This is a genomic window from Nocardia sp. NPDC050406 (assembly GCF_044459025.1).
Taxonomy (GTDB): domain Bacteria; phylum Actinomycetota; class Actinomycetes; order Mycobacteriales; family Mycobacteriaceae; genus Nocardia.
In genome coordinates this window covers 833,268-858,728 of the sequence record NZ_JBITIM010000002.1, presented here as the reverse complement: position 1 = coordinate 858,728, position 25,461 = coordinate 833,268, and the positions used below count along the sequence as shown (strand labels likewise).

Sequence of the window (25,461 nt, the reverse complement as noted above, 5' to 3'; positions counted from 1 at the left end):
GTCGAAATCCTGCCCTGGACGGCGTAATTCGACCTCTGGGTGCGAATAATGTCCGCGCAGGCCAAGGTTCACAACGAGTGCGCGTCCAACCAGGTGCGCGCCAAATCCTTCGCCGACCCCCGATTGTCCCGAACCTGGCGCACCATATCGGCGAGGTCGGCCGTCGTGAGCTCGCCCGCGACGTAGTTGAGCTTGCGCACCTGGTCGTTGTCGAGCGCACCCTTGCGGATGAGTGGAATCACCTGTTGCGCCCGGAACGCGTAGGCGGGATCGCCGATCTCGGACATGACGTCGGCGCTGCCACCCTTCAGGAAGGAGGGCGGCATCGACAGAACCCCGGCTTGAATCAGGTTGGTCTGCAAGGCTTCTTGGACCTCGCTGTCACTGGCGTACTCGGTGATGCGGGTGAAGGTGCAGCCGTAGGTGTTGTGCAGGGGGTCAACGATATCGAGCCGGAGGTTCAGGGCGGGGCGCAGCGGGTCGGTCGACGGACCGGTGTTGACGCCGACCGTCAGCTCCGCGCAGCGCGGGGCGAGGTCGTCGAGCGAGGTCGGAAGTTGGGCTGCCCGGGTGGTGACGACGGTCGGGCGCAGATCGGTGCCGTCGGCGGGGTCGGAGACGATCAGCCCCTCCGGCAGCGCGCCGTAGAGCGCCGGGAGGACCTGGTCGGGCTTGGCGGCATCGGCGGCGCTGTTGAGCGTGCGCAACAGATCGCCGGTGTCGTCGCTGGTCAGCGTGATGGTGGCGGCGTCGAGATCGGCCAGGTAGTCCGCGCGTCCACCCAAGTTGTCCCGGACCTCGGTCTTCGCCCCGGCCCGGGCGAGCGCGCCCGCGTAGATCTCCGCGACCATCCGCGCCTGGTCGGAGGTGCCCGCACCCACCACGATGGCGGCGGCTTCGCGGTCGTCGGCGCAGGAGGCGGTGACCGCGGCCAAGGCCATCACCACAACGGGAGCCGCCCACCGCTGGAAAAGGCGGCCGACCCGCCGATCGAACGATCCCGATCCGTGTCCCGAGCGATCCACTGCTCCCCCGCGATCCGTTGCGCCGCACATGCGCAACAGTCTGCCTGGCCGCCCGCCGAGCGATGGACAGCGGCACGCGGACGGGCGGGCGCGACCGCGCGCGAATCGAGGAAACGCCCGGCGGAACGCAGCGGTGCGACGGCGAGCCAGGCAATATGGACACCCATGGCGGTCCGGCCCTCCCATCCGGAGCCCGCTCTCGATCCGCCCGGGATGTCGGAAGGACTGTAGTGAAATCCCCGATCACCATGCGTGGCCATCGCGGGCCGCGCCCCGCTGTCACCGTCGCTCGCGTACTCGCCGCCGCCGTCGCGCTGGCGGCCGCCATGGCGCTCACCGCCTGCGGCGATTCCGATCCACTCGCCACCGGCGGCAGCTGCGATACCGACACCAACAAGATCACCGTCGGCTCGGCCAACTTCCCGGAGTCGGAGACCGTCGCCAATATCTACGCGGAAGCCTTGCGCGCCAATGGTTTCACCGTCGACACCAAGCTGAACATCGGCAGCCGGGAGAGCTATGTGCCCGCCCTGCGCGACTGCTCGATCAGCCTGATTCCCGACTACACCGGCAATCTGCTGCAATACCTGGACAAGAACGCCACGGCCACCGCCGCCCCGGATGTGGACAAGGCGCTGACCGCGGCGCTCGGCGATCAGCTGGGTATCGGAACCCCGGCTCCCGGTGAGGATTCCGACGCCGTCGTGGTCACCCGCGCCACCGCCGACCGCTGGAATCTGAAGACCATCGCCGATCTTGCCCCGCACTCGGCCGACGTGAAATTCGCCGCGCCCGCCGAGTTCCAGGAGCGCCCGGGCGGGCTGCCCGGCCTGAAGAAGAACTACAACCTCGACATCTCCTCCGGCAATTTCGTGCCGATCGCCGACGGCGGCGGCCCGGCCACCGTGCGCGCCCTCGTCGAGGGTCAGGTGACCGCCGCCGATATCTTCACCACCTCGCAGGCCATCGCCGAGAACAACCTGGTGGTGCTGGAGGATCCCAAGAACAATTTCGCCGCCCAGAACGTGGTGCCGCTGTTCAACACCGCGAAGAAGAGCGACAAACTGCTGAACGTGCTCAATGCCGTGTCCGCGAAAATCACCACCGCCGAATTGATTTCGCTCAATACCGCGGTGTCGGGCGCGGCCAAGACCGAACCGGCGACCGCGGCCAAGGCGTGGGTGGCCGCGCAGGGGCTCGACAAGCCGATCGCATAGGAGGGACGGCGTGTCCGATATCGAGTTCCGCGGGGTCACCAAGACGTATCCGGACGGCACCACCGCCGTCCACGATCTGGACCTGCGCATCGAATCCGGTTCCTTCACCGTCTTCGTCGGCCCGTCCGGCTGCGGCAAGACCACCTCGATGCGCATGATCAACCGCATGATCACCCCCTCGTCGGGGACGATCACCGTTGCCGGACAGGATATTTCGGGGACCGACCCGGTCCGACTGCGGCTCGGTATCGGCTACGTCATCCAGAGCGCGGGCCTGCTGCCGCACCGCACCGTCCTCGACAATGTGACGACCGTGCCGGTGCTGCGCGGTATGCGGCGCAAGGCCGCCCGCCAGGCCGCGCTGGAGGTGCTCGACCGCGTCGGCCTGGATCGCGGTCTGGCGCACCGCTATCCGGCGCAGCTCTCCGGCGGCCAACAACAGCGCGTCGGCGTGGCGCGCGCCCTGGCCGCCGACCCGCCCATTCTGCTCATGGACGAGCCGTTCAGCGCCGTGGATCCGGTGGTGCGCGCCGAATTGCAGGCCGAAATGCTGCGGCTGCAAGCGGAATTGCGCAAGACGATCGTCTTCGTCACCCACGATATCGACGAGGCGGTCACCCTCGGCGAACGGATCGCGGTCTTCGGGCCGGGCGGCGTTCTCCAGCAGTACGACAAGCCGGATCGCGTTCTCGCACAGCCCGCCAACGATTTCGTGGCGGAGTTCGTGGGACGCGATCGCGGGTACCGCGCGCTGTCGTTCCGCAGCGCCGAGCAGGTGCCGCTGACGGAGATCAGAACCGCGACCGTGGACGAGATCGACGGTCTGCGACTGCTGCTCGGCGACTGGGTGCTCGTGGTGGACGAACACCGCAAGCCGATGGGCTGGATCGATGTCACCGGCGTGGAGGGCCATCGCGCGGGAAAGTCGCTGTACGACAGCATGTCCGCGGGCGGGTCGCTGTTTCCCGCGCACGGCGACCTGCGCCTGGCACTCGATGCCGCCGTCTCCTCGCCATCCGGAATCGGTGTGGCCGTGGATGATTCGGGGGCGGTGCGCGGCGGCGTCGTCGCGGGTGACGTGCTCGAACAGCTGGCCCGCCAACGGGCGGGTGAGGACTCCGACCGCAATCGGCACTACTTCGACCAGGAGCCCGCGCTCGACGAGGATGCGCGGTGAGGACGGCCCCGCCGCGACATCCCCTGGCCCGGAGTGTCTCCCGATGACGTACCTGATCGACAATTTCGGCGAGATCGCCGGATTCGCGCGCACCCACCTCGTACTGGCCCTGGTGCCACTGCTGCTCGGGTTGGTGATCGCGATTCCGGCGGGAGCCGTGGCGCACCGGATCACCTGGCTGCGCCGTATCACCGTCACCGCCGCCGGAATCGCCTACACCATCCCGTCGCTGGCGCTGTTCGTGATTCTGCCGCCGCTGCTGGGCATTTCGACCATCGACCCGCTCAATGTGATCATCGCGCTCACCATCTACTCGGTGGCCCTGCTCATCGTCGCGGTGCCCACGGCCCTGGATTCGGTGCCCGCCGAGGTGCTCGATGCCTCCGACGCCATCGGCTTCGGTCGGCTGCGCCGCACCCTGGCGGTCGAATTCCCGCTGGCCCTACCGGTTTTCGTCGCCAATCTGCGCGTGGTGGCGGTCACCAATATCTCGATGGTGACCGTGGGCGCGCTCATCGGCGTCGGCGGACTCGGCAAACTCTTCACCCAGGGCTATCAGCGCGACTATCCGGACGAGATCGTCGCCGGGATCATCGTGGTGCTGGTGCTGGCCCTGGTCGTCGACCGGCTGCTGTTCGTCCTCGGCCGACTGGCGACGCCGTGGCTGCGCACCGATAAGCGCCCCGGTCTGCGCCAGCAATTGCGCACTGCCATCGATCCGGCGAAAGGCGGTGCGGCATGAACCTTTTCAGCCAGGCGTGGGATTACCTCACCACCGCCGCCAACTGGTCGGGCGAGACCGGGATCGCCGCCCGCCTCGGCGAACACCTCTTCTACAGCGTGCTGGCCGTGGCGCTCTCGGCCCTCGTCGCCGTCCCCATCGGCCTGGTCATCGGCCACACCCGTCGCGGTTCGGCGCTCATCGTCGGCTTCGCCAATGCCATGCGCGCCCTACCCACCCTCGGCCTGCTCACCTTCCTGGTGCTGGGCCTCGGCCTCGGCCTCATCCCGCCCCTGCTGGCGCTGATCACCGTCGGCATACCGCCGCTGCTGGCGGGCGCGTACGCCGGTGTCGCCAATGTGGACGACACTGTGGTCGACGCCTCGCGCGCCATGGGCATGACCGAACCCCAGGTGCTGCTGCGCGTCGAACTCCCCAATGCCCTGCCCATCGTGCTGACCGGTTTACGAGCGGCAACCCTCCAGGTGGTCGCCACCGCCACCATCGCCGCCTACGTCAACCTGGGCGGGCTCGGCCGCTACATCTTCGACGGCATCGGCCTGTACAAGTACGACCGGGTACTGGTCGGCGCGATCCTGGTCGCCGCGCTGGCCCTGGCCTTGGACGGATTGCTCGCCCTCGCGGTCAGGGCCTCGATTCCGGGCCCCGATGGCCTACGCGGGCAACTGCTGCGCAAACAGAACCATTGACCAGCTCCTGTGAGGTGGGTCACGATGGATCCGGCCCGAAGTTAGTGCCGGACCACTCACCCACTCCCAGGAGGACTGCTGTGAAGGCCATGAAGGCACGCGACATCATGCACCGGGACGCCACCTGTATTCCGGCCGACGAGACGCTCGACCGCGCGGCGCAGATGATGCGCAATATGGACGTCGGAGCCCTGCCCATCTGCAATACCGAGGAACGGCTGATCGGCATGCTCACCGACCGCGACATCGTGGTCCGCTGCATTGCCGAGGGCCACGACCCCAGCCGCGTCCGCGCGGGCGACCTCGCCATGGGCACGCCGCGCTGGGTCTCGGCCGACACCGATGTCAGCGAGGTCCTCGACATGATGGAGCAGGCGCAGATCAAGCGCCTGCCGGTCATCGACATGAAGAACAAGCGGCTGGTCGGGATGATCTGCGAATCCGATCTCGCGCGCGGGGTGAGCGATGAGCAGCTCGCGCATTTCGTCACGTCGGTGGCGGTGCCGCACTGAAGGTCGGCCCGAGACGACGCAGGGCCTGCCCCCTACTGGGAGCAGGCCCTGGGCCAAACCTTATGTAGGTGTTACGCCACGCCCTCGGCGCGAGCGGCCGCACCCACGGCCTCGGCCACCGCCGGGGCGACCCGGGGGTCCAGCGGGCTGGGGATGATCTTGTCAGCGCTGAGTTCCCCGGCGACGACATTGAAGATGGCATCCGCCGCGGCGACCTTCATGCCCTCGGTGATGCGGCGCGCGCCGACATCCAGAGCGCCCTTGAACACGCCGGGGAAGGCGAGCACGTTGTTGATCTGATTCGGGAAGTCGCTGCGCCCGGTGGCGACGATGGCGGCGTACTTGGCCGCGACCTCGGGGTGGATCTCCGGATCCGGGTTGGACATGGCGAAGACGATGGACTCCGGGGCCATGGAGGCGATGAGCTCCTCGGCGACGGTGCCCGCCGACAGACCCAGGAACACATCCGCGCCCGCCAGCGCCTCGGCGGGGCCGCCGGTGATGCCGCGCGGGTTGGTGCGCGAGGCCAGTTCCGCCTTCACATCGTTGAGGTCGGCGCGATCCTTGCTCACGATGCCCTTGGAGTCGAGCACGATGATGTCCGGAACACCCGCGGCCAGCAGGATATTGGTGCACGCCACACCGGCGGCACCGGCGCCCGAGACCACGACCTTCAGACCGGACATGTCCCGGCCCTGCACCGCGGCGGCGCCCTTGAGCGCGGCCAGCACCACGATGGCGGTGCCGTGCTGATCGTCGTGCATGACCGGGCAGTCGAGCGCCTCGATGACGCGCTTCTCGATCTCGAAGCAGCGCGGGGCGGAGATGTCCTCCAGGTTCACCGCGCCGAAGCTCGGGCGCAGGCGGATCAGCGTCTCCACGATCTCGTCGACATCCTTGGTGTCGAGCACGATCGGAATCGAGTCCAGCCCGGCGAACTTCTTGAACAGGGCCGCCTTGCCCTCCATCACCGGCAGCGAGGCGCGCGGGCCGATATCGCCCAGGCCCAGCACGGCGGTGCCGTCGGAGACCACCACGACCAGGCGCTCGGCCCAGGTGTAGGTCTTGGCGAGCGACTCGTCCTTGTGAATGCCGCGGCACACCTGGGCGACGCCCGGGGTGTAGGCAATGGACAGATCACGCTGGGTCTCCAGCGGAGCGGTGAGTTCGACCGAGAGTTTGCCACCGAGGTGACCCGCGAAAATTTCTTCCGTGGTGATGTCGGCCAGATTTCCGGCATTGGGGGTCGCGGTGGCGTTCACTGCTTCAGTCACGGGTGACACGATTTCACTCCTGCTCGGTGCGGACTCAACCGTTTGACGGTTACCGTTCGGTAATAGGTATTAAGGGTTTTCGGATGCTCTGAGGTGCGCTGACCACACCGTCGAATCGCACTGAGCCACTTTCACCGTTACACGTGACAAAGGCAAGGTTCGACAGTTTGGCGAGGGCGTGTCGCTGCACAGATCGTCGAGCGAGAAAACCGGACGGGTGTGTCCGGGCGAGGTGCCGGGGTGATCGTGATCACCGAACTCCCGGGCCGGTGGGGTGGCACCGGACAGGGATCGTCACATCTTGCCAGTCATCGCGACGACCTGCCAAATCGACCCCTCGGCCCGTCGCGCTCTCTCACCATTGTCGAAGGGTAGTCGACCCGAATTAACCGTGGGTAAGGGGAAACTCGCCGGTCCGAATCGCAATCCGGTGAGGCATCACAAATCACCCAACGCGACTCGGTGAGATTGCCCCACCGACACGCCCGGCTCACGCCAGCGCGGCGTCCCCGGGCTCCGCATGCGAGCGTTGCGCCACCCGCCCGATTTCGACACCGCCGGACTCCGGGTGCGGATCGTCCGCGGCTCGCGCGAGCGCGGCATCGTCTGACGCTGTGACAGCGCCATCGCCGCGCTCGAGGGCATCTCTGCCGGACGTCGCCGGAGCGGATTGTCTCGCGGGCTCACGATCGGCATCCCCGGGCCGCACGCGAGCGGAAGCCGCCAGCGGCACGCGGGTTGCGTCCGGCACTCGCGCGGCCGCTGTCTCCGCCACCGGCGCTCGAGGCACGTTGGGCGGCCGCACGCTGGGCCGTTCCCCCAATGACACGCGGGGGGAGGCGTTTTCGGACCGCACGTGGGCAACGTGGTCGGGGCGGATCGAGGTGGTGTTGTCGGGTGTGATGACGGGGAGGACGGCGGGGCGGCGGGTTTCGGGAGTCCGGCGGGGCGGGGTGGGGCGGTCGGGGCGGACCCAGACGGAGTCGAGGCCGCCGGAGGTCAGACGGACGCGCCAGTCTCGGCCGCGGCCAGGGTGGTCGGTGCGGAGGTGCATGCCACGGGATTCGGTGCGGGCCAGGGCGCTGTATTTGGTCCAGCGCGCCACCGCGAGGAGGGCAGCCGCTTGGCGGGCGACCAGGCGGTCGGGGCCGACGCCGCCGAGGTCGAATTGCGCGCCCGGCCACATGCCGTCCAGTTCCCCGATGCTGTCGCACAGGCTGCCATCGCTGCGCCAATACGAGCGGCGCAGCGGGAGCGTGTGCTCTTGGACCAGGCCGATGACCGCGCGCGGATCGATGCGCGCCCGATGGCCGAGGCCCGCGCCGGGCACTGGGCGCACCTTGCCGATTCTCGGTCGAGTGGAAGCGAATTCGGCCGCCGCGGCACCGGCCCACACGCCCGAGGAGATGGCCCAGGCCCCGTTCTGACCGCCGGATCCACTGACCGCACCGGTGATGGGCTCGCGCGTGGTCACGTCCCCCGCGCCGTAGAGTCCGGGCAGGCTGGTGGCGCAATCGGCCCCGGCCAGCCGCAGACCGCCGGTACCGCGCACGGTGCCCTCCAGCACCGCCCGCAGCTGCACCCGCCCGGATTTGTCCACGCCGCCGACGCGCATCAGCCTCTCGCGCAACAGCTCTGGCAATTCGGCACCACTGGCGTAGACGCGGCGACCGTCGGCAATGGCGGCGAAAGCCTCGGCTGGCGAGCCGAATCCGTTGCCGCCCGGTATCGGTCGCGATTCGTCGGAGCGGCCCACGAAGTTCCCCAGCATTTCGGGCGCGAAGTCCGGCACCACCTCCGCTGCCGAATTGCCCACGGGCGCAAGGGCATACGCGTTGGAGAACTCCATTCCCGATAGCTCCGCCCCCGCTTCGGCGGCCATGAGCAGCCCGTCACCGGTGTTCACATCGGTACCCGCACTACCCGAGAGGAACGCACACCCACCGGTGGCCACCACGACCGCGGCGGCCGTGGCGGTCCAGCCACTCCCCTCCTGCCGAAGCGCGATCCCCGCCGCCCCCGATACGACCCCGTCCCGATCGGTGAGCAGTTGCAGCGCGGGATGGTAATCCAGAATCCGCACCCCCGTGGTCACCATGCGGCGGCGCAACTGGCCGAGGTACTTCGCGCCCTCGAGCACTATCCGACCCGGCGGGCCACCGTGCGTCCCGCACCCCCACTGCGCGACGCGCCGATGCGTTTCGTCAAGCACCCGATACATCCACTCCGGGTCGCCGAGCCCGCCGCCGCGCGCGAACCCCTGCCGCACCGCCTCGTCTCGCGCCGCGCCCGGCGGCAGATTCCACAGGGAGACGGTGCCGCGGGCGGTCGGTCCGCTCGCGCCGCAGCGGGCTTTGTCGACGACCAGAACCCGAGCGCCGGAGGCCGCCGCCGCGAGGGCGGCCCATGCCCCGGCCGGGCCTGCGCCCAGCACGAGAACATCGGCCTCGAATTCGGTCATATCGACAGATGTTCGACCACAGTTCAACGGCCCGCAACCGTTATGCGTGTTTCAATTTCCTCACCGAGACGCAGTTGTTATCGAATTCTCGCGCAATAGGCTCAGACGCCTACCGCTTCCTCGATTTCCTCTTCGATCTCCGCATCGGAAATAGGACGACCATGCCGCGATTCGGTCGGCTCGGCATTAGCGGAATCGGTGCCCGAATCCGACGACTCCGCGGCGGCACCCGCTTGCCACCCCCGCTCGTAGCGCGCCGCCACGACGACCAGCAGCACTCCCGCGGCCAACCACAGCACCAGACTCAGCAACCGACCACCCAGTCCCGCATTGTCGAAGTACAGCAGCCCACGCGCCCCCTCCACGAACCCCGCGCCGTTCCAGAACGCGTGCAGCGACCCGAAGAACCCGTTCTGCAACTCGGGCCCGTAGACCCCGCCCGCGGTCGTGAAGTTGAGCATGACGAACAGCACCATGAGCGCGAGGGTGGTCCACCGCTTCAGGAACGTGTGCAGCCCGACGCCCACGGCCACGATGCCCGCCGAGTACAGCCAACCCATCCCCCACACGGCCGCGTAATCGTGCTCCACGATGTGGAAGACCGGCCCCGCCAACACGATTCCGATGACACTCACCGCCAGCGACATGACCAGCCCGATCACCGCGCGCATCCACATGGGCAGCCCCGCGCCCGCGGCGCCGATCACCGCGACGCTGGTGTACGAGCCGATACTCAGCGCGACGAGCAGGAAGAACAGCCCCTGCGCGGTCGGATCGCCCGAGGCGGGCACGGCCACGTCGGTCACGGTCAGCGGCGCGCCCTGTTGCGCCGCCACCTGACCGAAGACCGCCTGCACGGCCATGGCGGTGGTGTCGGAGCCAGCCTTGGCCACGAGCAGTTCCGGATGCGGCGCGTCGGGCACGTACGCCCCGGACAGCTCCCGGTCGCGCAGCTCGTCGACGGCTTGATCACGACTGGACAGGGTCACCACCTCGAGGGCATTGCCCCCAGCGTCCTTCAGGGTCTCCGCGAGCACCTTCACCTGCGGGGTGTCGCCGACAATGGCGACCTGCAGGTGATGGGGCTCGGGCTGGTGGAACGCGCCCAGATAGGCCAGGCCCATGCCGAGACACATGAGTAGCGGCGTGAGCAGGTGACCGGCGATGTGCCGCAGCTGTTGGGGGACCATCCTTCGACTCCAATGGTTGGTAAATACAACTATGATTGTTGTATCATACAACCATGACCCGGGAGCCCGCATTCCCCAGCCGCAGCGCCGCCGAACAGACGATTCAGCGCGAGCTCACCGCCTTCGCCCGCCGCGCCCGCGGCAAAGCGGCCGAACTGCACCCCGACCTGTCCCTGGTGGCCTTCAGCATTCTGGATCTGGTGATCGAACGCGACGGCTGCCTGGCCCACGACCTCGCCCAACACTTCACCCTGGACAAATCCACCGTCAGCAGGCAGGTCAGCGCTCTGGAGAAGCTGGATTACCTACGGCGCGAAGTGGATCCGAGCAATCGGCGCAACCACATCCTGTACGCCACCCCCGCCGGGCGGCGGGTGGTGCGCGAAACCGAACAGCGCCGCCGCGACGCCTTCGCCGCGCGCTTCGCGGACTGGGACGACGACGATGTCGAGCAGTTCGCGCGGTATCTGCGCCGCTACAACGAAAACGACTGACGGCCCGGGCTTTTCGCGCCGAACGCCGTCAATCCCACCACTGCGTCCACAGCAGCGTGGCCGTCACCGCGAAAACCGCTACCGCCACACCGCAATCCACCCACGCGGTCCGCCGCCGATCGGCGTAGACCTGCGCGGCGACCACCACCACCGCCGCCGTCACATGCCACGCCACCACCGCGAACCCCGGCCCCGGAAACCCCTTCCGCACACCGATCACCGCGGCCCCCAACACCACCGCCGCCAGCACGGCCGTCGCACCAGCGACAATGCCACTCAACCCCCGCAGCCACCTCATACGAATCCCATCTTCATGCCGATACCACCGGCACACCCGTCGCCTTACCCGCCAATTCCTCGAATTGCGCCGGGTCGGTGGTGAATTCACCGATCCGGATGGTCTTGTTGCTGCCGTGATAGTCCGAGGAGCCGGTGGTCAACAGGCCCAGCTCCCCGGCCAGATCGCGCAGGATCGCGCGGTCGGCGTCGCTGTGGTCGGGATGGTCGATCTCCAATCCGCCCAATCCGATCGCCGCGAGTTCGCGAATATCGCTGAGCGCCAAGAGCCGTCCGCGCTTGCGGGCGCGCGCATGCGCCACCACGCTCACTCCCCCGGCGGCCGCGACCATCTCGACCGCGCGCCGTAGCGGCGTATCGGCCTTCTCCACGTAGTACCGGCCGTGCGGCGCGAGCAGATCCTGGAAGGCGGCGTCCACCGACGGCACCACCCCGGCCGCCACCAGCGCCCGCGCCAGATGCGGTCGCCCGGCCGACGGGCCCACCGAGGCCATCAGGGCGTCCGGGTCGACGGGCAGCCCGTCGGCCGCCATCTGCTCGGCCATACTGCGCAACCGCACCACGCGTTCGGCGCGCAGCCGCTCCCGCTCCTGCGCGAACGACTCGTCGGACGGGTCGAACAGATACGCCAGCAGATGCACCGGCACCGGATACCCGTCCTCCCCCATGCCGACACACGACATCTCCATACCGCGCACCAGGGTCAATCCGGGCGGCAGCGCGTCGACCGCCTCCGCCCATCCGGAGGTGGTGTCGTGATCGGTCAGCGCCACCACGTCCAGCCCGGCCGCGGCGGCATTGCGGACCAGCTCGGCCGGGGTGTCTGTGCCGTCGGAGGCATTGGAGTGGGTGTGAAGATCGATGCGCACAGGGTCTATCTTGCCCGCGCCCCAATCGATCTTGCTCGCGCCCGGGTCGCGCTGCGCTGCCCGGACGCCGGGACCGGCCACCGATACCATCGGGCTCGTGCCTTCCATACCCCCGCTCCCGTCCTTCCGCGGCCCCCGGCGCAGCCCCGGTGGTGAGCGACCCGTCGTCCCGGTTCCGACCGCCCGCGCCGTGGTCGACTGCGGCGTGTACGTCGAGGGGCAGCGGCTGCCGGGGCGCTTCACCCACGAGCAGGCCCTCGCCGAGGTGCGCGAGCGCGGCACCGGTTTCGTCTGGATCGGCCTGTACGAGCCCGATGCCACCCAGATGAAGGATGTGGCAGCGACTTTCGGCCTGCACGAACTCGCCGTGGAGGATGCCGTACACGCGCATCAGCGGCCGAAACTGGAGCGCTACGACGACATGCTGTTCGTCGTGCTGCGCACGGTGGAGTACCACGAGCACGAATTGGACAGTGTCAGTGAGATTGTCGGCACCGGCGAGATCATGGTGTTCCTCGGCAACGATTTCGTCATCACGGTGCGCCACGGCGACCACACCGCGCTGAGCGGGGTGCGCCGTGACCTCGAGGCCGAGCCGGAGCATCTGCGCCTCGGCCCCGCCACCGTGCTGCACGCCGTGGCCGACCGGGTGGTCGACGTCTACGTGGATGTGTCCCAGCGCGTGGAGGACGATGTGGACGCCATGGAGGAGGCGGTGTTCACGCCGGGCAACAAGCTCACTGTCGAACCCATCTACCAGCTCAAACGCGAAGTCGTGGAGCTGCGCCGGGCGGTGAACCCGCTGGCGCTGCCGCTGCAGCTGCTCACCCACGACACCGCGCTGCCGGTGCCCAAGGAGCTGCGCCGCTACATGCGCGACGTCACCGACCACCACACCGCCGTCGCCGAACGCATCACCGACTTCAACGAGCAGCTCAGCGCGTTGATCAATGCCGCGCTGGCGAAGGTGAGCGTCCAGCAGAACACCGATATGCGCAAGATCTCCGCCTACGCCGCCATGGCCGCCGTGCCGACCATGATCGCGGGCATCTACGGCATGAACTTCGACTACATGCCGGAACTGCGCTGGAAGATCGGCTACCCGATGGTGTGGCTGCTCATCCTGAGCATCTGCGGCCTGATCTTCATGGCACTGCGCCGCAACAAGTGGCTATAGCTGAGCCGCGCCCCGGTACGGATCGCGCACGTCGATGCCCGCCTCGGTCCAGGCGTCGCGCAGTGCGGCCGCGCCGCGGATGCGCACCCACGCGGCTTCCGTAGCGGTCAACGGCGTGACCGTCAGAAAGCGTACGGGCTCAGCGGGTTCGGGCAGCTTCACCTCCGGGATATCGCTGTCGCCGAGCAGCACGGCCGTGAACGGGGCGTTCTGCCACAACGGTTCTCCCAGATCCAGCAGCGCATCCGCTTGCAGCACAATGCCTTCCACGGCGGGCGTCGCCACCAGCACCCCGAGGGTGCGGACCAGCCCCGATGCCGCGCCCACACTGTCGAGCAGGGTGAGCGCCAGCTCGGCGCGCGGCCCGCGCACCGGATCGGCCAGCGCCGAGGTGGGATCGGTCATGGGATGGCGCGCGCCGCCCAGCGTCACGTAGTGCACCACATCGCCCGCGGGGATCCGCAGGATCTGAATCGGCTCCAGACCCAGGAAGGTCACCGACGCCGAATCGGCGGAGTCCACACCGAAATGTCCGAGCACCCCGGCCCGGACCTCGTCCAGCACATCCATTCGCTAGATCGCCAGTCTCGCCAGCATGTCGCGCGCCTGCTCGGCGGCCTTGGGCTCGCACAGCACGTCGTAGCGTCCGGCCACCAGTTGCATGGTGGAGGCGAAGTCGCGCTGTCCGCGGGTGGCGGCATAGGGAATGACGGCGGAGATGAGTCCGAAGATCACGCCGCCGACCAGGCCGACCACCAGCGGGCCGAGCACACTGCCGCCGGTGGTGAACAGGCTCAGCAGCAGACCGATGAACAGACCGAGCCAAGCGCCCGACACCATGCCGCCGCCGATGACCTTGCCCCAGGTCAGGCGGTACAGCACGCGTTCGACCTGCATGAGATCGACGCCGACGATGGTCACGTTCTCGACCGGAAACGAATTGTCCGCCAGATAGTCGACGGCCTTCTGCGCCTCGGCGTAGGTGGGGTACGACCCGACCGGCCAGCCCGACGGCGGGGTCGGCAGGCCCGGCCGAGCGCGGTTGTTCGGTGTCCCCATGGGATTGGTCATAGCCCTATCATGCTATTTCTGTGCGTCGGACGGGGGTGTGAAACGCGTGGTTCTGCTCATTCCGGCCGCCCGTCCTTTATCAGCGATGACCTGCGCCATTTTCGCGCTGGCCTCATCGATCATCTCGTCACCCAACATCACCGCGCCCCGCGCCCCGCCGTCGACGGAGGTATGGAAGGCGTAGGCGTCGAGAATCTCCTCGGCCTTGTCGTAGTCGGCCTGGCGCGGGCTGAAGATCTCGTTGGCCGCGGCGATCTGGTCGGGATGCAGTACCCATTTGCCGTCGAAGCCGAGCGCGGCGGTGCGGGCGGCATTGCGGCGGAAGCCCTCGATATCGCGCACCGCCAGGTAGGGGCCGTCGATCGCCTGCAGCCCGTGGGCGCGGGCCGTCAACAGGATCGTCATATAGATGTGGTGGTAGGCGTCGCCGGGCTCGTAGCCCTCGGGCTGCTCGCCCACCACGAGGGTGCGCATATTGATACTGGCCATGAAGTCCGCCGGACCGAAGACCAGCGTCCGCACGCGCGGGCTGGCCGTGGCGATCTCGTCGATATTGCGCAGTCCCAGGGCGTTCTCGATCTGCGGTTCGATGCCGATGCGGCCGGGCTCGATGCCGTTGCTCTTCTCCAGCTGGGTCAGCAGCAGGTCGAGCGCGCGCACCTGTCCGGCGTCGGTGACCTTCGGCAGCAGAATGGCGTCGAGTTGATCGCCCGCGCCGTCCACCACGGCGATGACATCGGCGTAGGTCCACTCGGTGGTCCAGTCGTTGACCCGCACCACGCGCAGCTGATTCCCCCAGCCGCCGGATTTGAGCGCGGCGACGATATTCGCGCGCGCCTCGGCCTTGGCGACCGGCGCCACCGCGTCCTCCAGATCGAGGAACACCGCGTCGGCGGCGAGCCCCTTGGCCTTCTCGATCATGCGCTGGTTACTGCCGGGAACGGCGAGCACCGAACGGCGTGACGTCATCTACAACTCCTCACGTCCCGCGCTGTGGCGCGACAAATCGGGCGGTCGGACCCTCTAGCCTGGCAGGTATGGCAGCGATGAAAGTCTTCGCCGCCCGGCTGGCGGGCCTGGTGGTTTTGGGACCGGACGGGGAGTCTATCGGCCGCGTCCGCGACTTGGTGATCTCCGTCCGCTACGACCGTCAGCAGCCGCGCGTGCTGGGCCTGCTCGTCGAACTACCCACGCGCAGGCGGATTTTCGTCCCCATGCTGCGCGTGACCTCGATCGAACCGGGTGCGGTGACACTCAATACCGGCACCATCAGCGTGCGCCGATTCGAACAGCGCCCGCGCGAAATGCTGGCCATCGCGCAGATCATCGATTCGACGGTGCGCGTGGACGATCCGGAACTGCCCGAACTGCGCGAGGTCGACGTGGTGGTCACCGATCTCGGGCTGGAGCAGACGCGCACCCGCGATTGGCTGGTCTCCCGGGTGGCGGTGCGCGAACGCCGCCGCCTCGGCTCGGCCTTCCGGCGGCGCGGGGCCGTGCACGTGGTCTCCTGGACCCATGTGCGCGGTTTGACTCAGACGGAACTCAATCTGCCCGGCCAGGACGTCACCCAGCTGCTCGAGCAATTCGAGGGCATGCGCGCGGCGGATGTCGCGCATCTGCTGCGCGAGCTACCCGGGAAGCGGCGCATCGAGGTGGTGCGCGCCCTCGACGACGAGCGCCTCGCCGATGTGGTGCAGGAGCTGCCGGAGAGCGATCAGGTGGATCTGCTCGAACAGCTGGGCACCGAACGCGCGGCCGACCTGCTCGAGGCCATGGACCCCGACGACGCCGCCGACCTGCTCGGCGAGCTACCCGAGGGTGAGGCGGAATCGCTGCTGGCGCTGATGGATCCGGAGGAATCCGAACCGGTGCGCCGCCTGCTCGAGCACGCCCCCTACACCGCCGGTGGTCTCATGACGCCCTCGCCGGTCGTGCTCACCGCCTCCACCACCATCGCCGAGGCGTTGGCGCGGGTGCGCAATCCCGATCTCACCCCGGCGCTGGCCTCCATGGTCTTCGTGGTGCGCCCGCCGACCGCCACCCCGACCGGCCGGTACCTCGGCTGCGTACACATTCAGCAATTGCTGCGCGAACCTCCGGCACACCTGGTGGGCGGCATTGTGGACACCGATCTGGCCCCGCTGCTCCCGGATGCCTCGCTCACCGCGGTGACCCGCTATTTCGCCACCTACAACCTGGTGTGCGGCGCGGTGGTGGACGCGGAGAACCATCTGTTGGGGGCGGTCTCGGTGGACGACGTGCTCGACCACCTGCTGCCGGAGGACTGGCGCGAACAGGATGACCACGAGGTGGCTGAGGCGACCGGAGTTGTTGCCGCGCACCAGCTTCCGGGAGGAAAAGTATGACCGAACACAGTACGCGCGGCCGTCTGGAGACCCCGTCGGAGTCCAGGTTCCGCTTCGACTGGGACGCCGAGGCCATGGCGCGGTCGAGCGAGCGGGTGGCCCGATTCCTCGGCACCGGAAGGTATCTCGCGATTCAGACCATCATCGTGGTGGTCTGGATCCTGCTCAATGTCTTCGCGGTGAGCCTGCGCTGGGATCCCTACCCGTTCATCCTGCTCAACCTGGCCTTCTCCACCCAGGCCGCCTATGCCGCGCCGCTCATCCTGCTGGCGCAGAACCGTCAGGACAATCGCGACCGGGTGGCGCTCGACGAGGACCGTCGCCGTGCCGCCCAGACCAAAGCCGACACCGAGTTCCTGGCGCGCGAACTCGCCGCGCTGCGCCTGGCCGTCGGCGAGGTCGTGACACGCGACTATCTGCGCCGCGAACTCGAGGATGTGAAGGACGCGCTACTGCGACTCACCGACGAAACCGCAGATGGAACGGACAAAACCGACCGTCCCGGCGAGCGCAAAAAGAAGAAGGTTACCGAGAGAAAGAGGTCCGAGGTCGCGGTTTCGTCGCAAAAAGATGGCGAATGACGGCACAAGTTGTACACAACAAGCTTACGGATGGGTAACCTGGATCACGTTGTTCCGAGTAACCGACTCAGACACCTTCCACTGAGAGTGGTGTCACGGCAGGGACCGGTTGCTCTACGACTGTTGAGGGGATTTGTGTGGTGCAGAAACGTATAGCCGCTCCGGTAACCGCGTCGGCGCTGATCTTGGCGAGTTTGGTGACCGCCGGGTCGGCCACCAACACCACCGCCCGCACCACCGCCCCCCAGGCGGCCCCCGACGCCCTGTTGGCGGCCAAATCGGTGGACAGCGCCGCGGTGGCCGATCCCGCCGAGCCCGCCGCCGAGAACCTCGTCGGCCTGGTACCCGCCGCGCCGGACGCGCCGCGCAAACTGCGCGCCATGAGTCCGCCCGCCGACGGCATGTTCAGCGGCACCGTGCCGCTGCAGGACATCGCCCTACCGGGCGGCACCGGCGTCCTCGGCATTCCCGAGATCGTCCTGGCCGCCTACCGCAACGCCGAACTGGCGCTGGAATCCTCCATGCCGGGCTGCGGGCTGCCGTGGAACCTGCTGGCGGGTATCGGACGCATCGAATCGCTGCACGCCAGCAGCGGCCGCACCGATGCCGCGGGCACCACCATCTCGCCGATCTACGGTCCGGCGCTGGACGGCACGCTGCCCGGCAACGAGATCATCAAGGCCGCCGACGGCACCGCCGTGCGCGCCCTGGGCCCCATGCAGTTCCTGCCGGGCACCTGGTCGCTCTACGCCTCCGACGGCAATGGCGACGGCGTCTCCGATCCGCACAATGTCTTCGACGCCGCGCTGGCGGCCGGAAAGTACCTGTGCTCCGGCGGTTTGGACATGCGCGATCAGCAGCAGCAGCTACGCGCGGTGCTGCGCTACAACAACTCCATGTCCTACGCGGCCGATGTGCTCAGTTGGTCGCACGCCTACAAGACCGGCGGCGCGCCGACCCAGGTGACACTCTCGCCGGACCTCATTCCGCCGGGCTCGCTGCCGACGGCCACCGTGCCGGATATGACGTTGGCCAACAACACGATTCCCAACACCACCACCGCCGAGCAGCCGCCCACCACCACGGTCGCGCCGCAGACGCCGCAGACGCAGACCCAGGTGATGATCACCATTCCGGGTCTGCCGCCGATTCCGTGCGGCATCTTCTGCCCCGCGCCGCCGCCGGTGAATCCCTGTGAGCAGGCGGCGGTTCCGGCTCCGATGCCCAAGCCGGGCGAGGCCGAGGCCGCGGTGCCGAATGCGGGCAAACCGGAGGAACAGGCCAAACCGGAGCAGACGAACCAGCAGTTCGGGCCCGACGGCAGGCCGGTCGAGCAGACCGTCAACTGCGCCAATCCCGATGCGGCACAACAGCAGCAGCCCGCGCCGCAGCAGGCCCCGAACCCGCAGAACCAGGCTCCGGCGCAGACCCAGAATCCGGAACCGGCCCCGGCCGAGCAGGCGCAGCCCGCGCCCGAGGCGGCCCCGGAAACTCCTCCGGCACCGGCCATCACGCTGCCGTTCGGCATCACGATTCCGCTGCCCGCGCCCGCGCCTGCCCCGGCGCCCTGACGGGAAACCGAAAAAAGGATCACGAAGGAGTAACGAACAGGTCTCGAATGCGGTAACGTCGTCTCCGTTGCACCCACCCCGGACAGCAATGGAGGGCCACCACACCGTGGGACGTCACCGTAAGCCGTCGGCCGTCAATGTGCGTCGGCAGTCTGTAATCGCTCTTACCGGTCTCGTTCCCGCGGGACTCGCCACCGTTACCGGAGCCTCCGACGGCAGCCTCGCCGACAAGCTGACAGCCTCTGTGCAGCAACGGCTTTCGCCGGAATCCGCCGAAGAGAACCTACCCAGACCGGAGGCGGCCGCCGCGCCGGTCGCCGCCCCGGAACTGATGCGAGAGGCCAAACAGGCCGCGCCGCCACCACCGCCCGTGGTGAAGACGGTCGCGCTGCCCGACGGCCGGGTGCCCGCCGCCGCACCGGCCGGGCCGCTGGGTATGCCGGGTATCGCCGAGGCCGCCTACCGGAACGCGGAACGCATTCTGGCAGCGGAGAATCCGGTCTGCGGAATGCCGTGGTCCATGCTCGCGGGCATCGGCCGGGTGGAATCGACGCACGCGTTCGGCGGCAAGGCCGATGACGGAGGCAATCCGCTCAGCCCGGTCTACGGGCCGGTGCTCGACGGAAGCCTCTACGGCAACAACGTGATTCACGATTCCGACGGCGGCGAACTGGACGGGCTGACCGGCTACGACCGGGCCATCGGCCCCATGCAGTTCCTGCCCGAGACGTGGCACAAATTCGCGGCCGACGGCAATGGCGACGGCATCGCCGATCCACAGAACCTCTTCGACGCGGCGCTCACCGCGGGCAAGTACCTGTGCTCCGGCGGACTCGACATGCGCGATCCGGCCCAGGAGACCCGCGCCATCCTGCGCTACAACAACTCCATGGCCTACGTCGCGAACGTCATGGCCTGGGAGGTCGCCTACCGCAACGGCGTCGCACCGCAGCCCGCCCAATTGCCGCGCATCTAGGTACTCCTAGACTTGGCACCATGCCAGTGGTAACGGAATCGGATGTGCGGGGCGCGCTCGCGAAGGTGGACGACCCGGAGATCCGGAAACCGATCACCGAACTGGGCATGGTGAAGAGCGTCAGTATCGACGCCGACAGCGGTGTCCACGTGGAGATCTACCTGACGACGGCGGCCTGCCCGCTCAAGACCACGCTGCAGGAGCGGGTCACCAAGGCCGTGGCGGATGTGCCGAATGTCGGCGCGATCACCGTCGGGCTCGACGTCATGAACGACGAGCAGCGCACCGAACTGCGCAAGAAGCTGCGCGGCGACGCGGCCGAGCCGGTGATCCCGTTCGCGCAGCCCGGATCGCTGACGCGCGTGTACGCGGTCGCCTCCGGTAAGGGCGGTGTCGGAAAGTCCAGCGTCACCGTGAATCTCGCGGCCGCCATGGCCGCGCGCGGACTCTCGGTGGGTGTGCTCGACGCCGATATCTACGGCCACTCCGTACCGCGCATGCTGGGCACCGATCAGCGGCCCACCCAGGTGGAGCGCATGATCATGCCGCCCATCGCACACGATGTGAAGGTCATCTCGATCTCCATGTTCACCCAGGGCAATACGCCCGTGGTGTGGCGCGGGCCGATGCTGCACCGGGCGCTGCAGCAGTTCCTCGCCGACGTGTTCTGGGGCGACCTGGACGTGCTGCTGCTCGACCTGCCGCCCGGCACCGGCGACGTGGCGATCTCTCTGGCCCAGCTCATCCCCAATGCCGAGATCCTCGTGGTGACCACCCCCCAGCTCGCGGCCGCCGAGGTGGCCGAGCGCGCGGGCTCCATCGCCCTGCAGACCCGCCAGCGCATCGCCGGTGTCATCGAGAACATGTCCTGGCTGGATCTGCCCGACGGCACCCGCATGGACCTCTACGGCTCCGGCGGCGGCCAAACCGTCGCCGAGAACCTGACCCGCGCCATCGGCGCGAATGTCCCCCTCCTGGGCCAGATCCCGATCGAACAGGCCCTCCGCGAAGCGGGCGACGAAGGCACCCCCATCGTCCTGCGCGACCCGAACAGCGCCTCCGGCAAGGCCATGCTCGAGATCGCCGAAAAGCTCGCCGTCCGCCGCCGCGGCCTGGCGGGCATGTCACTGAACATCGACACGACGCGACACCTGTAGGCACCAGCCGACCCCAAAACCCCTCGCGCCCGTTGCATTCGCAACGGGCGCGAGCTGTTCGAGGTGAGCCGTGCGTCGTCCGCGCGAGCGAAGACCGAGTTGGGCGTCGCGCCAGGTCGCATTCTGGTGGGCCGAGCCGATTCCGCGGCGGAACCAACTCTGTCCGCGACACGAGGTAAGTTCGGGTATCCAAACAAATGCTTTCGGTATACCGTGGATGCTGTCGGAGCGTGTACCCGACAGCCACTGCGGCCCCGCGCCCAACGCACCCGGGCGCGGGGCCGCGTCCGGCGGTGGTGGGGCGCGAGTCGTGCTGCCGCAATCGAATTCGACGGCCGAATTCCGCTGGGGGTGCGGGCGGCCGGGTGTCGTCGGGGCACCTAAGCTCGAACTCATGCTCACGCTGCTGCTCTACGTGCTGATCGTCGGTCTCGTGGCCGCGCTGCTGTTTCTGGTCGCCAGCGCGGTGTTCGGCCGGGCCGAGGAGCTGGGTCCGCTACCCGAGGGGACCACCGCCACCGTGCTGCCGGTCGAGAACATCGGCGGCGGGGATGTGCGGGCACTGCGCTTCCAGCAGGTGCTGCGCGGCTACAAGGCGGGCGAAGTCGACTGGGCCCTCACCCGCCTCGCCGCCCGCATCGACGAACTCGAATGGCAGCTGAACCAGGCCCACGTCGCCCTCGCCAGCACAGGCGACGGCACCCTCCCCCACCCCGCCCCCACTCCCCACGGCGACTACACCTCCGGCACCAGCGGCCACACCGACCACCACGCCCCGTACACCGCGCCGTACGTCCCCACTCCCTTCAGCCACTACCCCGCAGCAGCACCCCACGCGACGCCCAGCCACCCCACTGCGGCGCGCCCCGCCACCGCGACCACCGGCCAAGCCACTGCGCCGCACCCCACAGCAGCGCCCACCACCCAACCCTCCGCAACTCACACTGCGGCAGCGGTGACGGCATCCACGGCAGGCGCGGCCCACTCGACGGCGAACGGCCAATCCACGCCGCCCGCTTCCCCACTCAGCAACTTGGCCCAGCCATACCCGCCCGCCACCCCCGATGGCTGGCCCACACCCCAGCCCGACACGCCGAAGGACCACCCCAGCGGCCAGGCCGCACTACCCGAATGGCTCACGAAGCACACCCCCGCGTCGACCGCCGACCAGAACCCGTCGAGCACGCCCACCTCTAAGGTCTCGCCCGAACCCACGTCCGACACGACCGGGCCCACCGGTGGCGCGAACGCGGCCACGCCAACCCCGGCAGTCCAGACTCCGGCGTCCGCTGTTCCACCGGCTACGGGCCCTACCGCGTCGGTTACCGGATCGACGTCGCCCGCGTCGGCACCCAGCGCGCAGGCCTCCGCCGCGCCAGGTGCGGGCCAGGGCCCGCAGATCCCGAGCGATTCCGCGGTGATTCCCGGCAAGGCGGGCGCTCCCGATTCCGGTGATGGCTCGGCTCCCGCACCCGTGGTGCCCGATGTCTCCACTCCGGGGTCGAAGGGTGAGCGGTGAGCAAGGTGGAATTGCCCGGTGACGGGCGGGTTCGGTGTGGGTGGTCGACCGGGTCGGAGCTTTATCGGAATTATCACGATGAGGAATGGGGGCGGCCGCTGCACGGGGATGACGCCATGTTCGAGCGAATGTGTCTCGAGGCATTTCAGTCGGGGCTGTCGTGGATCACGATTTTGCGCAAGCGTCCGGCGTTCCGGTCGGCATTCGACGGGTTCGTCATCGCGCGGGTGGCGGAATTCGGGGAGGCCGATGTCGCACGACTCCTGAATGATCCCGACATAGTTCGCAATCGGGCGAAAATCGAGGCTTGCATCACCAATGCGAAGGTTGCTCGCGATCTCGATATCGGGTTGGACGAGCTGCTCTGGTCCTTCGCTCCGGCGGCGCGCCCGAGGCCCGCGACGCTCGCCGATGTGCCCGCTGTCACACCCGAATCCACTGCTCTCGCAAAAGAACTGAAGCGTCGCGGGTTCAAGTTCGTAGGTCCGACAACGGCCTATGCGCTCATGCAGGCGACCGGCATGGTGGACGATCACGTGGCCGATTGCTGGGTGCGGCCATAGCACCCGGGCACGGCGCGGCGGTCGGTTTTTGGAACTCAGGTACCCGCCCCGATCCGCGATAGGGAAGAATGGGAGCGGTGCGGCCCGCCACATACGCGCGGGCTGCCAGTTGGTGACAACTGGAGTTCCATGAAAGTGCGCAGCAGACCGCGCAGATCTGGAGGGAGCAGAGGATGGCGGCCATGAAGCCCCGCACCGGGGACGGTCCCCTCGAGGCAACCAAGGAAGGGCGTGGAATCGTCATGCGGGTTCCACTCGAGGGTGGCGGGCGTCTGGTCGTCGAGCTCACGCCGGAGGAAGCCGCGGCGCTGGGTGACGAACTCAAGAGTGTCACCAGCTAGCAGCCTGACCTGCCGGTGAGCCGTTCCGAACCGGTGGCTCGGCGCACCGGCACCACAGCCGATTCGTTCGGCGACCCGCCCTCGGCCGTGCCCGTTCCGGGCCCGGCCGAGCGTCTCTTCGGGTGCGCCGACCTACTCGCCTGCCCAGAATGCGGCCAGGACCTCACCGGCCGGGACCGCACCCTGCGCTGCCCCCGAGGCCACAGCTTCGACCTCGCCAAACAGGGCTACGTCAGCCTCCTCACCGGAGCCTCGACCAAAATGACCGGCGACACCCCGGCCATGCTCGACGCCCGCGCGGCCTTCCAACAGTCGGGCCACTTCGCCCCGATCGCCGCAGCCCTCGCCCGCGCTACCGCCGCGGCGATCCCTACACATACGCGCGGTGAAACCGGCAAGGCTTCCGAACGCCTGGCCGCCAGCACCGCCGAGCCTGCCGAACGTGCGGCCGCGCGCAGCGAGCGTTCCGGCGACTCAGCCGACAGCACCGCCGAGCGTCCCGAGCATGCGGACGACTCCAGCGCGGCGGCGGCCGGACCTTCCGGCGCGCCGCGAGCGGGTTCGCGGCCTGCCGATTCCGCACTGACCCACCCCGGCTCGGCGGTGTTGTCGGCCTCGGCGACGCGCCTGACGGCGACCTTGTTGGCTGCCGCGCACGCGGTGGCACCGGACCGCGATCACCGCTCCGAAGGCGCGCCCGCCATTCTCGAGATCGGCGCTGGCACCGGTTACTACCTCGCCGCCGCACTCGACGCCACGCCGACCGCCCGGGGCATCGCGCTCGACGTGTCGAAACCGGCGGCTCGCCGCAGCGCGCGGGCGCATCCGCGCGCCGCCGCCGTCCTCGCCGACGCCTGGCACGGACTGCCGGTGCGGGACGGTGTGCTGAGCGCGGTGCTCTCGGTCTTCGCACCGCGCAATGCCGATGAGGTGGCGCGGGTCCTGGCTCCCGGTGGCCGGTTCATCATCGCCACGCCCACACCACGCCATCTCGGCGAACTCATCGAGCCGCTCGACATGGTGCGTGTCGATGCCGCCAAGGACAACCGCCTGGCCGAATCTCTCGGCGAGCGTTTCGAATTGCTCGAACGCGCGCGCGTCGAATACCCGATGTCGCTGACCCGTGCCGATATCGCGAATGTGGCGGGCATGGGCCCGTCGGCATTCCATGCCACCGCCGATCGCGCCGAAAGAATCGCCGCACTGCCGGAGCCCGTGGCGGTGACGGCCTCGGTCAGCGTCACGGTGTACCGGCCCCGCGCCTGAAGCGCGATTCCAGAATCGTCCCAGTGTTTTTCGATTTCGCGGTGCCATGCTCGTGACATGCCTGGCCGGAACGCATGCGGCCACGGTCCGCACGAATTCAGGAGCGTCATGAACAACAGACCCGCCCGCGCACTGCTGACCCTTGCCGCCGCTGGAGCGATCGCGAGCGGAGGGATGCTGGCGGGCACCGGTACCGCGGCGGCACACGGCGACCATTCCGGCGGTCAGACACATACCCACGGGACGGCCACCAGGGAGAGCTGCGAGATCGGGCGGGCCTGGCACTGGGCACACCGAACCAGTCCCTGCTTCTGGGTCGGCCCGGGTATCGACGATTGGACCTTCTTCCACTACGGCGACTGAGCCCCGCTCGATGTGCGGACGCCGCGCGCGTATCGGTAGCGTTGCCCGCTATGAGCGCTCAGTTCCCGGATCGACGGTGGGGTCCGCAGACCGGACTCTTCCGACAGGCGGCCAGTTCTTTCGCGGCGACCAAGGTGGGGTCGTGGGCGATTCGCAAGCTGACTCCCCTGGATCGGCGCGTCCTGGAGCGCACGGCGGGCAAGTACACGGTGCTGGGTCCGATCGGCGCACCGGTGATCCTGTTGACCACCACCGGCCGCAAGTCGGGCCAGCCACGCACCACGCCGCTGCTGTACGTGCACGGCGGCGACGAGCTCTACGTCATCGGAAGCAATTTCGGCCAGGCCAAGCATCCGGCGTGGACCGGCAATCTGCTCGCCGATCCGACGGGCACGGTGACCATTGCCGGACAGCGCATTCCGGTGACCGCCACTCGCGTCGAGGATCCGGCGCGCCAGGCCGATATCTTCGCGCGCTTCGAGGAGACCACGCAGGCCTACACCGCCTACAAGGACCGCACCGACCGCGAACTGCGCATCTTCGCGTTGCGCCGGGCCTGA

26 protein-coding genes and 2 pseudogenes are annotated in these 25,461 nt (G+C 68.5%); 19 read left to right on the top strand and 9 right to left on the bottom strand.

Annotated features, from left to right (window positions below; genetic code table 11):
• Nucleotides 1-68: 68 nt before the first annotated feature.
• Nucleotides 69-941: a glycine betaine ABC transporter substrate-binding protein gene (locus tag ACIBH2_RS17310; protein ID WP_397118466.1), complete on the bottom strand. Its 873-nt coding sequence runs from the start codon at nucleotides 939-941 to the stop codon at nucleotides 69-71.
• Between the two features lie 410 nt (nucleotides 942-1,351).
• Here ACIBH2_RS17310 and ACIBH2_RS17305 point away from each other — a divergent pair, with 410 nt between their 5' ends.
• The 5 genes from ACIBH2_RS17305 (at nucleotide 1,352) to ACIBH2_RS17285 (ending at nucleotide 5,362) form a co-directional block, all read left to right on the top strand.
• Nucleotides 1,352-2,242 (top strand): ABC transporter substrate-binding protein, encoded by an 891-nt coding sequence (locus ACIBH2_RS17305; RefSeq protein WP_397120817.1) that lies wholly within the window; start codon nucleotides 1,352-1,354, stop codon nucleotides 2,240-2,242.
• A 10-nt stretch (nucleotides 2,243-2,252) separates the two neighbouring features.
• Nucleotides 2,253-3,419, top strand: coding sequence for an ABC transporter ATP-binding protein (locus tag ACIBH2_RS17300; protein WP_397118464.1), 1,167 nt, complete (start codon nucleotides 2,253-2,255; stop codon nucleotides 3,417-3,419).
• Nucleotides 3,420-3,462: 43 nt separating this feature from the next.
• Nucleotides 3,463-4,161 (top strand): ABC transporter permease, encoded by a 699-nt coding sequence (locus ACIBH2_RS17295; RefSeq protein ID WP_397118461.1) that lies wholly within the window; start codon nucleotides 3,463-3,465, stop codon nucleotides 4,159-4,161.
• Nucleotides 4,158-4,850 carry an ABC transporter permease gene (locus ACIBH2_RS17290; RefSeq protein WP_397118459.1) on the top strand — a complete coding sequence of 231 codons (693 nt, stop codon included), beginning with the start codon at nucleotides 4,158-4,160 and terminating at the stop codon, nucleotides 4,848-4,850. Before ACIBH2_RS17295 ends, ACIBH2_RS17290 begins: the two co-directional genes overlap by 4 nt.
• 89 nt (nucleotides 4,851-4,939) lie before the next feature.
• Nucleotides 4,940-5,362, top strand: coding sequence for a CBS domain-containing protein (locus ACIBH2_RS17285; RefSeq protein ID WP_397120815.1), 423 nt, complete (start codon nucleotides 4,940-4,942; stop codon nucleotides 5,360-5,362).
• 71 nt (nucleotides 5,363-5,433) lie between these two features.
• On the opposite strand, the gene ACIBH2_RS17280 is transcribed toward ACIBH2_RS17285, so the two are convergent.
• The 3 genes from ACIBH2_RS17280 to ACIBH2_RS17270 form a co-directional block, all read right to left on the bottom strand.
• On the bottom strand, nucleotides 5,434-6,645 hold the full coding sequence (locus ACIBH2_RS17280) for an NADP-dependent malic enzyme (protein WP_397118456.1): 1,212 nt from the start codon (nucleotides 6,643-6,645) through the stop codon (nucleotides 5,434-5,436).
• 481 nt (nucleotides 6,646-7,126) lie between these two features.
• Entirely contained in the window at nucleotides 7,127-9,097 is a 1,971-nt protein-coding gene (locus ACIBH2_RS17275; RefSeq protein ID WP_397118454.1) for an FAD-binding protein, read from the bottom strand.
• Nucleotides 9,098-9,198: 101 nt separating this feature from the next.
• Nucleotides 9,199-10,287 (bottom strand): hypothetical protein, encoded by a 1,089-nt coding sequence (locus tag ACIBH2_RS17270; protein WP_397118452.1) that lies wholly within the window; start codon nucleotides 10,285-10,287, stop codon nucleotides 9,199-9,201.
• Between the two features lie 53 nt (nucleotides 10,288-10,340).
• Here ACIBH2_RS17270 and ACIBH2_RS17265 point away from each other — a divergent pair, with 53 nt between their 5' ends.
• The gene (locus ACIBH2_RS17265) at nucleotides 10,341-10,781 is read left to right on the top strand and encodes a MarR family winged helix-turn-helix transcriptional regulator (protein WP_397118450.1); all 441 of its coding nucleotides are present in this window, start codon (nucleotides 10,341-10,343) and stop codon (nucleotides 10,779-10,781) included.
• A gap of 28 nt (nucleotides 10,782-10,809) precedes the next feature.
• Here the strand turns inward: ACIBH2_RS17265 and ACIBH2_RS17260 are convergent, their stop codons facing one another.
• Both ACIBH2_RS17260 and ACIBH2_RS17255 read right to left on the bottom strand, forming a co-directional pair.
• The gene (locus ACIBH2_RS17260; RefSeq protein WP_397118448.1) at nucleotides 10,810-11,079 is read right to left on the bottom strand and encodes a hypothetical protein; all 270 of its coding nucleotides are present in this window, start codon (nucleotides 11,077-11,079) and stop codon (nucleotides 10,810-10,812) included.
• A 13-nt stretch (nucleotides 11,080-11,092) separates the two neighbouring features.
• Nucleotides 11,093-11,947 carry a PHP domain-containing protein gene (locus tag ACIBH2_RS17255; RefSeq protein ID WP_397120813.1) on the bottom strand — a complete coding sequence of 285 codons (855 nt, stop codon included), beginning with the start codon at nucleotides 11,945-11,947 and terminating at the stop codon, nucleotides 11,093-11,095.
• Nucleotides 11,948-12,044: 97 nt separating this feature from the next.
• On the opposite strand from ACIBH2_RS17255, the gene ACIBH2_RS17250 reads away from it, so the two are divergent.
• The gene (locus tag ACIBH2_RS17250; RefSeq protein ID WP_397118446.1) at nucleotides 12,045-13,124 is read left to right on the top strand and encodes a magnesium and cobalt transport protein CorA; all 1,080 of its coding nucleotides are present in this window, start codon (nucleotides 12,045-12,047) and stop codon (nucleotides 13,122-13,124) included.
• Here ACIBH2_RS17250 and ACIBH2_RS17245 read toward each other — a convergent pair.
• The 3 genes from ACIBH2_RS17245 to ACIBH2_RS17235 are packed head-to-tail and all read right to left on the bottom strand — an operon-like array spanning nucleotide 13,119 to nucleotide 15,164.
• Nucleotides 13,119-13,694 (bottom strand): suppressor of fused domain protein, encoded by a 576-nt coding sequence (locus ACIBH2_RS17245; protein WP_397118444.1) that lies wholly within the window; start codon nucleotides 13,692-13,694, stop codon nucleotides 13,119-13,121. The genes ACIBH2_RS17250 and ACIBH2_RS17245 overlap by 6 nt on opposite strands.
• A gap of 3 nt (nucleotides 13,695-13,697) precedes the next feature.
• The gene (locus ACIBH2_RS17240) at nucleotides 13,698-14,195 is read right to left on the bottom strand and encodes a general stress protein (protein WP_397118442.1); all 498 of its coding nucleotides are present in this window, start codon (nucleotides 14,193-14,195) and stop codon (nucleotides 13,698-13,700) included.
• A gap of 12 nt (nucleotides 14,196-14,207) precedes the next feature.
• Nucleotides 14,208-15,164 (bottom strand): HpcH/HpaI aldolase/citrate lyase family protein, encoded by a 957-nt coding sequence (locus ACIBH2_RS17235; RefSeq protein WP_397118440.1) that lies wholly within the window; start codon nucleotides 15,162-15,164, stop codon nucleotides 14,208-14,210.
• Between the two features lie 68 nt (nucleotides 15,165-15,232).
• Here ACIBH2_RS17235 and ACIBH2_RS17230 point away from each other — a divergent pair, with 68 nt between their 5' ends.
• The 12 genes and pseudogenes from ACIBH2_RS17230 to ACIBH2_RS17175 all read left to right on the top strand — a co-directional run bounded on the left by ACIBH2_RS17230 (nucleotide 15,233) and on the right by ACIBH2_RS17175 (nucleotide 25,461).
• Nucleotides 15,233-16,564, top strand: a complete 1,332-nt coding sequence (locus ACIBH2_RS17230; RefSeq protein WP_397118438.1) for a magnesium transporter MgtE N-terminal domain-containing protein — start codon at nucleotides 15,233-15,235, stop codon at nucleotides 16,562-16,564.
• On the top strand, nucleotides 16,561-17,145 hold the full coding sequence (locus tag ACIBH2_RS17225; protein WP_397118436.1) for a DUF1003 domain-containing protein: 585 nt from the start codon (nucleotides 16,561-16,563) through the stop codon (nucleotides 17,143-17,145). Before ACIBH2_RS17230 ends, ACIBH2_RS17225 begins: the two co-directional genes overlap by 4 nt.
• A 137-nt stretch (nucleotides 17,146-17,282) precedes the next feature.
• Complete coding sequence (locus ACIBH2_RS17220) at nucleotides 17,283-18,716, top strand: lytic murein transglycosylase (protein ID WP_397118434.1); 1,434 nt, start codon at nucleotides 17,283-17,285, stop codon at nucleotides 18,714-18,716.
• 106 nt (nucleotides 18,717-18,822) lie between these two features.
• Nucleotides 18,823-19,692 carry a lytic transglycosylase domain-containing protein gene (locus ACIBH2_RS17215; protein ID WP_397118432.1) on the top strand — a complete coding sequence of 290 codons (870 nt, stop codon included), beginning with the start codon at nucleotides 18,823-18,825 and terminating at the stop codon, nucleotides 19,690-19,692.
• 20 nt (nucleotides 19,693-19,712) lie between these two features.
• Entirely contained in the window at nucleotides 19,713-20,849 is a 1,137-nt protein-coding gene (locus ACIBH2_RS17210; RefSeq protein ID WP_397118430.1) for an Mrp/NBP35 family ATP-binding protein, read from the top strand.
• 394 nt (nucleotides 20,850-21,243) lie between these two features.
• Nucleotides 21,244-22,368: a DivIVA domain-containing protein gene (locus ACIBH2_RS17205; protein WP_397118428.1), complete on the top strand. Its 1,125-nt coding sequence runs from the start codon at nucleotides 21,244-21,246 to the stop codon at nucleotides 22,366-22,368.
• Nucleotides 22,365-22,931, top strand: coding sequence for a DNA-3-methyladenine glycosylase I (locus tag ACIBH2_RS17200; protein ID WP_397118426.1), 567 nt, complete (start codon nucleotides 22,365-22,367; stop codon nucleotides 22,929-22,931). Before ACIBH2_RS17205 ends, ACIBH2_RS17200 begins: the two co-directional genes overlap by 4 nt.
• A 173-nt stretch (nucleotides 22,932-23,104) precedes the next feature.
• Nucleotides 23,105-23,272 (top strand): DUF3117 domain-containing protein, encoded by a 168-nt coding sequence (locus tag ACIBH2_RS17195; RefSeq protein ID WP_006554284.1) that lies wholly within the window; start codon nucleotides 23,105-23,107, stop codon nucleotides 23,270-23,272.
• Between the two features lie 15 nt (nucleotides 23,273-23,287).
• A pseudogene (locus ACIBH2_RS17190) lies at nucleotides 23,288-23,503 on the top strand (putative RNA methyltransferase); the annotation flags it as partial.
• Nucleotides 23,504-23,974: 471 nt separating this feature from the next.
• Nucleotides 23,975-24,538, top strand: a pseudogene (locus ACIBH2_RS17185) (methyltransferase domain-containing protein); the annotation flags it as partial.
• A 108-nt stretch (nucleotides 24,539-24,646) separates the two neighbouring features.
• Entirely contained in the window at nucleotides 24,647-24,901 is a 255-nt protein-coding gene (locus ACIBH2_RS17180) for a hypothetical protein (RefSeq protein ID WP_397118423.1), read from the top strand.
• A 50-nt stretch (nucleotides 24,902-24,951) separates the two neighbouring features.
• A complete protein-coding gene (locus ACIBH2_RS17175; protein WP_397118421.1) occupies nucleotides 24,952-25,461 on the top strand; it encodes a nitroreductase family deazaflavin-dependent oxidoreductase in 510 nt (169 codons plus the stop codon).